6 protein-coding genes are annotated in these 7,474 nt (G+C 44.0%); 5 read left to right on the top strand and 1 reads right to left on the bottom strand.

The window, feature by feature from the left end; translation table 11 throughout:
* Positions 1–3: 3 nt before the first annotated feature.
* A complete protein-coding gene (locus IQ229_RS06155; protein WP_194042186.1) occupies positions 4–1,395 on the top strand; it encodes a bifunctional folylpolyglutamate synthase/dihydrofolate synthase in 1,392 nt (463 codons plus the stop codon).
* A gap of 60 nt (positions 1,396–1,455) precedes the next feature.
* On the opposite strand, the gene IQ229_RS06150 is transcribed toward IQ229_RS06155, so the two are convergent.
* Positions 1,456–2,754: an ABC transporter substrate-binding protein gene (locus IQ229_RS06150; RefSeq protein WP_194042184.1), complete on the bottom strand. Its 1,299-nt coding sequence runs from the start codon at positions 2,752–2,754 to the stop codon at positions 1,456–1,458.
* Positions 2,755–2,907: 153 nt separating this feature from the next.
* Between IQ229_RS06150 and pilM the strand changes: the two genes are divergently transcribed.
* From pilM to IQ229_RS06130, 4 genes are all read left to right on the top strand, one after another.
* Positions 2,908–4,014: a type IV pilus assembly protein PilM gene (gene pilM / locus IQ229_RS06145; protein ID WP_194042182.1), complete on the top strand. Its 1,107-nt coding sequence runs from the start codon at positions 2,908–2,910 to the stop codon at positions 4,012–4,014.
* A 4-nt stretch (positions 4,015–4,018) separates the two neighbouring features.
* On the top strand, positions 4,019–4,795 hold the full coding sequence (locus IQ229_RS06140) for a PilN domain-containing protein (RefSeq protein WP_194042180.1): 777 nt from the start codon (positions 4,019–4,021) through the stop codon (positions 4,793–4,795).
* Positions 4,792–5,556 (top strand): pilus assembly protein PilO, encoded by a 765-nt coding sequence (locus IQ229_RS06135; RefSeq protein WP_194042178.1) that lies wholly within the window; start codon positions 4,792–4,794, stop codon positions 5,554–5,556. The genes IQ229_RS06140 and IQ229_RS06135 overlap by 4 nt, the downstream gene beginning before the upstream one ends.
* A 278-nt stretch (positions 5,557–5,834) precedes the next feature.
* The coding region (locus IQ229_RS06130; RefSeq protein WP_194042177.1) for an AMIN domain-containing protein at positions 5,835–7,474 on the top strand (1,640 nt) is incomplete at its 3' end.

Here is a 7,474-nt window from a genome sequence, read left to right as displayed (position 1 = left end):
ACCTTGGATATCGATTCTGTAATACAACCCCTGCAACGCTTTGGTGTCCATTTGGGACTCGATCGCATTGTCAATCTATTGGCAAATCTCGGCAATCCCCATCATCAAGTCCCGGTAATTCATGTTGCTGGCACTAATGGCAAAGGTTCAGTTTGTGCCTATCTCTCCTCGGTACTCACTGAGGCTGGTTATCGTACAGGACGCTACACTTCCCCCCATTTAGTTGATTGGACGGAACGTATTTGTCTGAATGAACAGCCAATTTCTTCTGAGGAATTAAGCCAATTATTAGAAAAAGTCCAAGCGGTTATTCGTGCTGGTGACGAATCGGCAACTCAGTTTGAAGTAATTACGGCAGCTGCTTGGTTATATTTTGCCCAGCAACAAGTTGATGTGGCTGTGGTAGAAGTCGGACTAGGAGGGCGCTTAGATGCTACCAATGTTTGCTTGGAACCTTTGGTTACGCTCATCACTTCCATTAGCCGCGAACACTGGCAGCAACTTGGCCCTACCATCGCTGACATTGCTAGAGAAAAAGCAGGTATTCTTAAACCTGGATGCCCTGTTGTGGTTGGCCCATTACCACCAGAGGCAGAGAAAGTGGTGCGATCGCGTGCCTTAGAATTACAATGTCCAATTTTTACACCTCAACCCGCTCGTGAAATCGCTACAGGATGGGCAGAGTATATATGTGAAGCAGAGGAGCAGAGGGGCAGCACTTCGGCTCCTTTCGACTTCGCTCAAGGCAAGTCGCTCAGTGACCGAGGGGTAGAGGGGAAAATTAAAGAATCAGCCCATCACTCTATTAAATATCCGTTGCCGTTGGCGGGACAAATTCAGTTAACTAATTCAGCTTTGGCAATAGCTGCTTTAGAAATTCTCCAACAACAGGGTTGGCAGATTTCAGAAGAAGCCATAACTAACGGCATGGCCAAAACTAAATGGCCGGGGCGGATGCAATGGATTACTTGGAAAAACCATAAATTATTACTTGATGGCGCTCATAATACCGCCGCCGCCCAAGTTCTCCGCCAATATGTTGATAGCTTAGACGCAGTTAACCCCAAACCCGCAAATTGGGTTATAGGAATGTTTGCCGATAAGGATCATACTGATATTTTTACCGCATTACTGCGACCAGGCGATCGCCTTTATTTAGTGCCAATACCAGTAGAACCCTGGCCCGGTAGAACTTCTGCGGATCTAGACTACTTATCAAATCTAGCTTACAGCCTCTGTCCCGAATTAAGCGATCGCCAAATCCATCCAAATTTATTCACAGCACTAGCAGCCGCAACCTCAACCGCTACCACAGACGATTTAATCGTTTTGTGTGGTTCCCTTTATTTAGTAGGCGACTTTTTAGCAACCACCAATATATTTCGTAAATCATAATTACGAATTACGAACTTGTACTGAGCGTAGCCGAAGTATTACGAATTACGAATTACAAATTTACCTCTGATTCCACTGTTGCGCTGCATCTTCTACAGCTTTATCTACAGTTTTCTCGCTTAACATTGCTGCTTGCAAGTTTTCGTAAACTGCTTTTTGCAGTTTGTTAAAATCCTTCAAAGTTGGGGTTAATATTTCTGCTTGTTGCAGTTGTTGAGCAGTAATAACCCGCGCTTTTTCTACTGTTGAAGCATTAGCTGGAACATCTTTAAAATAAGTATCAGACAATGCTTTGATTGTAGAAGGTAGAACATTTGCAGCTTTAGCAAAGGCTAACTGATTTTCGTCATTGGTGACAAATAAAGCAAATTTCACAGCGCCATCTGGTTGTTTGCTATCGCGGGGAATAACTATATTCATTACCGCGACATTTTTCTTACCTGTGTCACCAGTGAGTTGAGGTGCTATTTCCGAAGCTTGAGCAATTTTTGGGGCATTATTAGCGATCGTTTTCAGGAACTCTGGCCCAGAAGCTAAAAACGCAGTCTCTCCAGATTGGTATAAATCGATCGCATGGCGATGTCCTTGGGTTAAAGCCTCTTTAGGAAGCAAACCTTTTTTATACAAGTCTACCCAATACTGAAACGCAGCTTTACCTAGTGCTGAATTAAACGCCGCTTTACCCTCAGCATCTATTAAGGTGACTCCCATTTGTACAAAAGATTCCAGCACTTCACCAGAATCTTGCGGTACGAAAGTCACAAAAAAGGCATACTTACCTGTCTTGTCTTTAATTTGTTGCGCGGCTTGTGCCAATTCTGCGTAGGTTGCAGGGACTTTATTGATACCTGCCTGTTTTAATAAATCAGTGTTATAAATGGTTAACCGTGTGGTGAGATACCAGGGAATCCCAAAACTCTTACCATTAAGCGTGCTTGCTTTCCAGATATTCGGCAGATAGGAGGAACGTACATCATTTGGGACTTTCGCATCTAAATTTAACCAGGCATTTCGTCCGGCAAGTTGAGAGGCAAAACCCGGATTTAAGTTGACTACATCAGGTGGCGTTTTTGCGGAGACGGCTGTTAATATTTTGTTCTCCATTGCTGCCCAAGGTACATCAACCCAGTTAATCTTTATACCTGGATTTTGCGATTCAAAATTCGCAATTAGGTTTTTGAAGTAGTCGGTAAATTGAGGTTGGAGTTGCATTGTCCAAAACTCAACAGTTCCCGCTCCTGAAGTAGCTTGTTTTGTACTTGTATTAACATTACCTGTACTGCAACTTACAATCCAACTGGTTAATAAGCCAAGCAGTACAAAAGCAACAAGTTGTTTAAATTTTCGCAATTGAATCATTTTCCCAGTATTTTTACGCTTGATCAGTGTGAAAAGCTTAGACAGAATTGTTGAGATTATAGGCTAAATAAATTACCCGTAAAGACGTAATATATAACGCCTTTACCGCAACAAATTTAAATATTTCAATTTAGTAGTCCAGCGGGCACAACTGTGGTAAAAAGCTTCAATAGTCTGTTTGGCAAATCGAAAAAAGGGGTAGGCATTGAACTTGCTCCTGAACGGGTGAATGTTGTTCAGCTACGCAAGCAGGGTCAAGGCTTGAAGCTAGAAATCTATACATCGGTAGCAGTTCCAGAAGGGATAGTCACCGATGGTCAAATCAACGACCCGCCAGCAATGGCGCAATTAATTCAGCAGGCGCTAGCTGAGAGCAAAATCAAAACTTCTCATGTTGCTACTGGTGTACCAGGACGAGATTCTATCGTTCGGATTATACCAGTGCCAGCAGAGTTAGATGATAAAGAACTGCGAGAAATGGTGCTGAACCATGAAGCAGGTTTGTATTTACCCTATCCTCGTGAAGAGGCTGATGTAGATTATCAGAAACTTGGGTATTTTGTAGATGAAGATGGCATTGAAAAAGTACACGTACTCTTAGTAGCCACCCGCAAGGAGATAACGGATACGTATATAAGTACATTCGAGCAGGCAGGATTACAAATTGATGTTTTAGAAATTAACAGTTTTGCTCTAATTCGGACTATTCGCGAACAACTACGACAATTTGGGCCGCAAGAAGCAGCAGTACTAGTTGATATCGAGTTCGACAGTACAGAAATCGCCATCATCGTTAACGGAGTACCGCAATTTTCGCGCACAGTCCCAATCGGGACTTATCAAATGCAAACTGCCTTAGCAAGGGCAATGAGCTTACCTACATCACGAAATATGGAGATGTTACACGGAATGGTTATTCCTGCAACTCCCATAGACGGCGGGAAAACTGGCGTTACCGAACTCGATCCTGGTATGGCTGCCATATTGAGAGTCTTGGGAGAACTAACGGATGAACTGCGCCGTTCCATCGATTTTTACCTAAATCAAAGTGAAAATTTGGAGGTAGCGCAGATTTTATTAGCTGGACCAGGAGGTGGACTTCAACAGCTAGATGAATTTTTTACCCAACGATTGAGTTTGCCAACTACCCAAATAGATCCAATTGGGTCTTTGTCTTTGGAAGTAGACACTGATAAATATCCACAGGTACAACGCTCTGGTTTGGCGATCGTACTCGGTCTAGGAATGCGGGAGGTGTAATCAAATGTACAGCCTAGATGTTAACTTTCTTAAAGACCGCCCAGCGTACCAGAAAAAGCCTGAGAGAAAGGGAGGAATAACCCTCAAATTTCCTACAGGGGATTTAACACTACTCTATGTGGGAGTTGCAGTAGGTGTAGGTCTTCCAGCTTTATTGGGAGTTGGTTGGTGGTTGTTACAAGGGAAGATTGTTGAATTAGATGGTCAAATTGCACAACTAGATCAAGAAAGCAAGAGATTAGATACAGAAATAGGAAATCTGAACAAAATCAAAGCCGAGACAAATGCAGTTAAAGGAGAAACTCAAGCTTTAGTAACTGTATTTGACCAGATTCGTCCTTGGTCAGCCATGCTACAAGATTTGCGCGATCGCATCCCAAGCGCAGTGCAAATCGAGAATATCAAGCAAATCCCACCTATTGCGGTAGTGGCAGGTCAGCCACCAAATAATCCCGCAGGGGGATTAGAAATTAACGGATTGGCTCGTTCTTTTAATGATGTCAATGATTCCTTATTGAGTTTACAACAGTCTCAGTTTTTAAAGTCCACAGAAACCAGAATTCTGACAGCAACGTTAGTAGAGGCTCCCTTAACAGCAAGTGCGAGCCAATCTTCTACTGATGTAATTATTAAGCCACCTCAAGTAGTTAAATACACTATTCAATCGAGCATGAACGACGTTCCAGCGTCGGAATTAATTCGAGAGTTAGAAAAAAAAGGCACAGTGGGGTTAGTAACTCGAATTCGTAATATGCAACAAACAGGAGTCATTTCAAAATGACGCTGAGTGATGATTTAAATTTTGCCGAACAAGGTGGGGAATTCGATCAGGCAACGCCAGCCTCACCTGTGGTATTTGGTATTGCTTTCACACCAAAAATTATTGGGATCTTGGTGGGGGTAGCTGGTTTAGCGGGAGCAGGTTATATAGTGTTAAACCTGCTGATGCCAGCTTGGGAAAGCTATCAGCAGCAGCAAGCCAAAAGCACTGAACTGCAAGCACAAATTGAGCAAAAAAAAGCCAATATCAAACAGATTGACAAAGTTAAAGACGAACTAGCACAGGCAAAGCAGCAAAAAGTTCAGGTTTTAAGTTTATTTGCTAACCAAAAAACCTTAGATACATTGCTATTGGATTTGAACCGCTTAGTTGAGTCTGGCAATACTCCAACTTCTATTAATGCAGTCAGAGCCAAACTGAAGAAATTTGTGCCAATTTCCCAAAAACCAGAACCGATTACCGATGGCAGTCTAGGACTACTGGTTGACGGCAAGCTGCAACGCAGTAGTATCAATGCCGAGATTACTGCAACTTATGAACAAACACAATCGATAATTCGTAACATTGAGCGGTTACAGCCTTTGTTAATAGTTAAAGATTATCAAGCAACTTTGGCTCCAGTAGAGTCAAGATCCCCATTAGACAGAACGCCGATGCAGGTAGGCCCAGCAGCGATTAATACATCATTCCAGTTACAGGTATTGATGCCACTTAGTCCAGAAGAAATAGCCGCAGCAGCGAAAGCTGCTCCAAAAAAGTAGTCAAATTAGAGCTGGGACGAATATAGAATTCGCGGCTACACAAGCGTAGACAAACCCTTTCCGCAGACTAAGGAAAAATTGAGGGTTTTGAAACTCACGTTCGCCGTTGACGTTCCCGCAGGGTAGGTGGGTAAAGTCTCGTGTAGTCAAAGCGCGGTCTTCTCCCACAGGAAGAAGCTAGCACCAATGGGGTTTCCCCATAAGCAATTGGCGTGCGGTTTCTAGTCGCCTACTCAAAATTGTATGTAAACAGGGTTTTATAAGGTGAGGAATGAACTGTGAAACAGCTTCACGGTAATAGTTTTATTTTAGGTACTGCCGCTTCTGTATTTTTGGCGGCTCAACCAGTTTGGGCACAAATTAGTCAAGTAACTGATGTCAAGTTAAATCCCGTTAATGGTGGAATTAGCGTTGCTTTGAAAACTTCTTCTGGGTCACGCCCTCAAGTTTTCACTACAAAAAGAGGCAAGGCTTTAGTCGCTGATGTTATCAACACTCAATTACGATTACCACAAGGTAATAGTTTTCGTCAAGATAACCCAGCACCAGGAATTGCATCTGTCGAGGTTAATCAGCTTGATGCTAATAGTGTTCGGGTGACGGTAACTGGCAGCAACGATGCACCTGGCAGTCAACCAGTGGTGCGATCGCAAAATGGGATTACACTCAGCTTTAGCCCATCCACAGGCACTACAGCATCAGCGCCAACGCCAACAGCCCCCACATCCACAGCACCACCTGTTACGACTCCAGCCCCAGCCCAACCTGGTCAAAAGCCAGGTGTTCTCGTTCCTAACCCGGAAGTCACCATTGACGGACAACCTGCACAAGCTGCTGGGCCAGGTCAACCTCTGAGTCAGGCTCCACCTTTCTTACCTAGAGCCGTCGCCCCACCAGTGGGAGATATTGCTATTTCGGCTACCGATGCTTCTCCTAGCACTGTTGACTTAGCAACTCAGGAACGTGTACCTCGTCTAGTATTGCGAGATGCCCCAGTACGTGAGGTTTTATCATTGCTTGCCCGTGCTGCTGGTTTGAACTTGGCTTACGTGGGAGGTGAGCAAGCTGGTGGAGGTCAACCAGGTGGCGGTGCTAATGTAGCAGCAGTTTCTCAAACTATTTCTTTAGATATAGAAAATGAGCCAGTGCAAGATGTATTTAACTACGTTTTGCGCCTCAGCGGTTTAGAAGCTAACCGTAGTGGTCGTACAATTTTTGTTGGGGCTAAACTACCTAATGCAACACGTGACATGATGATGCGTAGTATACGACTTAATCAAGTAACAGCGTCAAGTGCATTAAGCTATTTGGTTGGTTTGGGGGCAGAAAGTGCCGTCATACAGGAACGGCTGATTACTACTACTAAGACTAGCACTGTGGGTGAGCCTGGAGAGGGAGGCTCACGACAAAGTGAAAGTAGCTCCTCTACAGAAAGCAGTGTTCAAACTCGACGCGCTGAGTTTAAAGACTCAACGCCTTTACTCAGAGGGTTACAGGCGTTAGGAGACGAACGCACGAATTCCATTACCTTGATTGGCCCTCCCAAGTTAATTGATATTGCAATAGCTCAAATCTCTTCGCTTGATATCCGCCGCCGTCAAGTAGCAGTAAACGTTAGGATTATCGACGTTAACCTCTTGGCAGCCAATGATTTCAACACTAGCTTTTCCTTTGGGGTTGGTAATAACTTCTTTACTAGTGAAGGTGGTGCTGCATCTCTGAATTTTGGCGGTTCTAGACCGGCCAGTAGGGCTGAAGCAGCAAACAGCTTGGCTAGTACACCGATCATCAATAATCTTGCTAGCACTCTTACATCGCCATACCAGTTCCCTAAGCGTCTTCTTGCTAGTTTGCAAGCTCAGGTTACAAATGGCAATGCCAAGATTTTGACCGACCCGACCTTAATTGTGCAAGAAGG

The sequence above is a fragment of the Nostoc cf. edaphicum LEGE 07299 genome, assembly GCF_015207245.1.
In the GTDB taxonomy this organism is placed as follows: domain Bacteria; phylum Cyanobacteriota; class Cyanobacteriia; order Cyanobacteriales; family Nostocaceae; genus Nostoc; species Nostoc edaphicum_B.
This window is presented reverse-complemented; position numbering and strand designations above follow the sequence as displayed.

Excerpts from the sequence above, each read along its gene's own strand:
- IQ229_RS06150 (WP_194042184.1), bottom strand. The coding sequence starts at position 2,754 with ATGATTCAATTGCGAAAATTTAAACAACTTGTTGCTTTTGTACTGCTT.
- IQ229_RS06140 (WP_194042180.1), top strand. The coding sequence starts at position 4,019 with ATGTACAGCCTAGATGTTAACTTTCTTAAAGACCGCCCAGCGTACCAG.
- IQ229_RS06135 (WP_194042178.1), top strand. The coding sequence starts at position 4,792 with ATGACGCTGAGTGATGATTTAAATTTTGCCGAACAAGGTGGGGAATTC.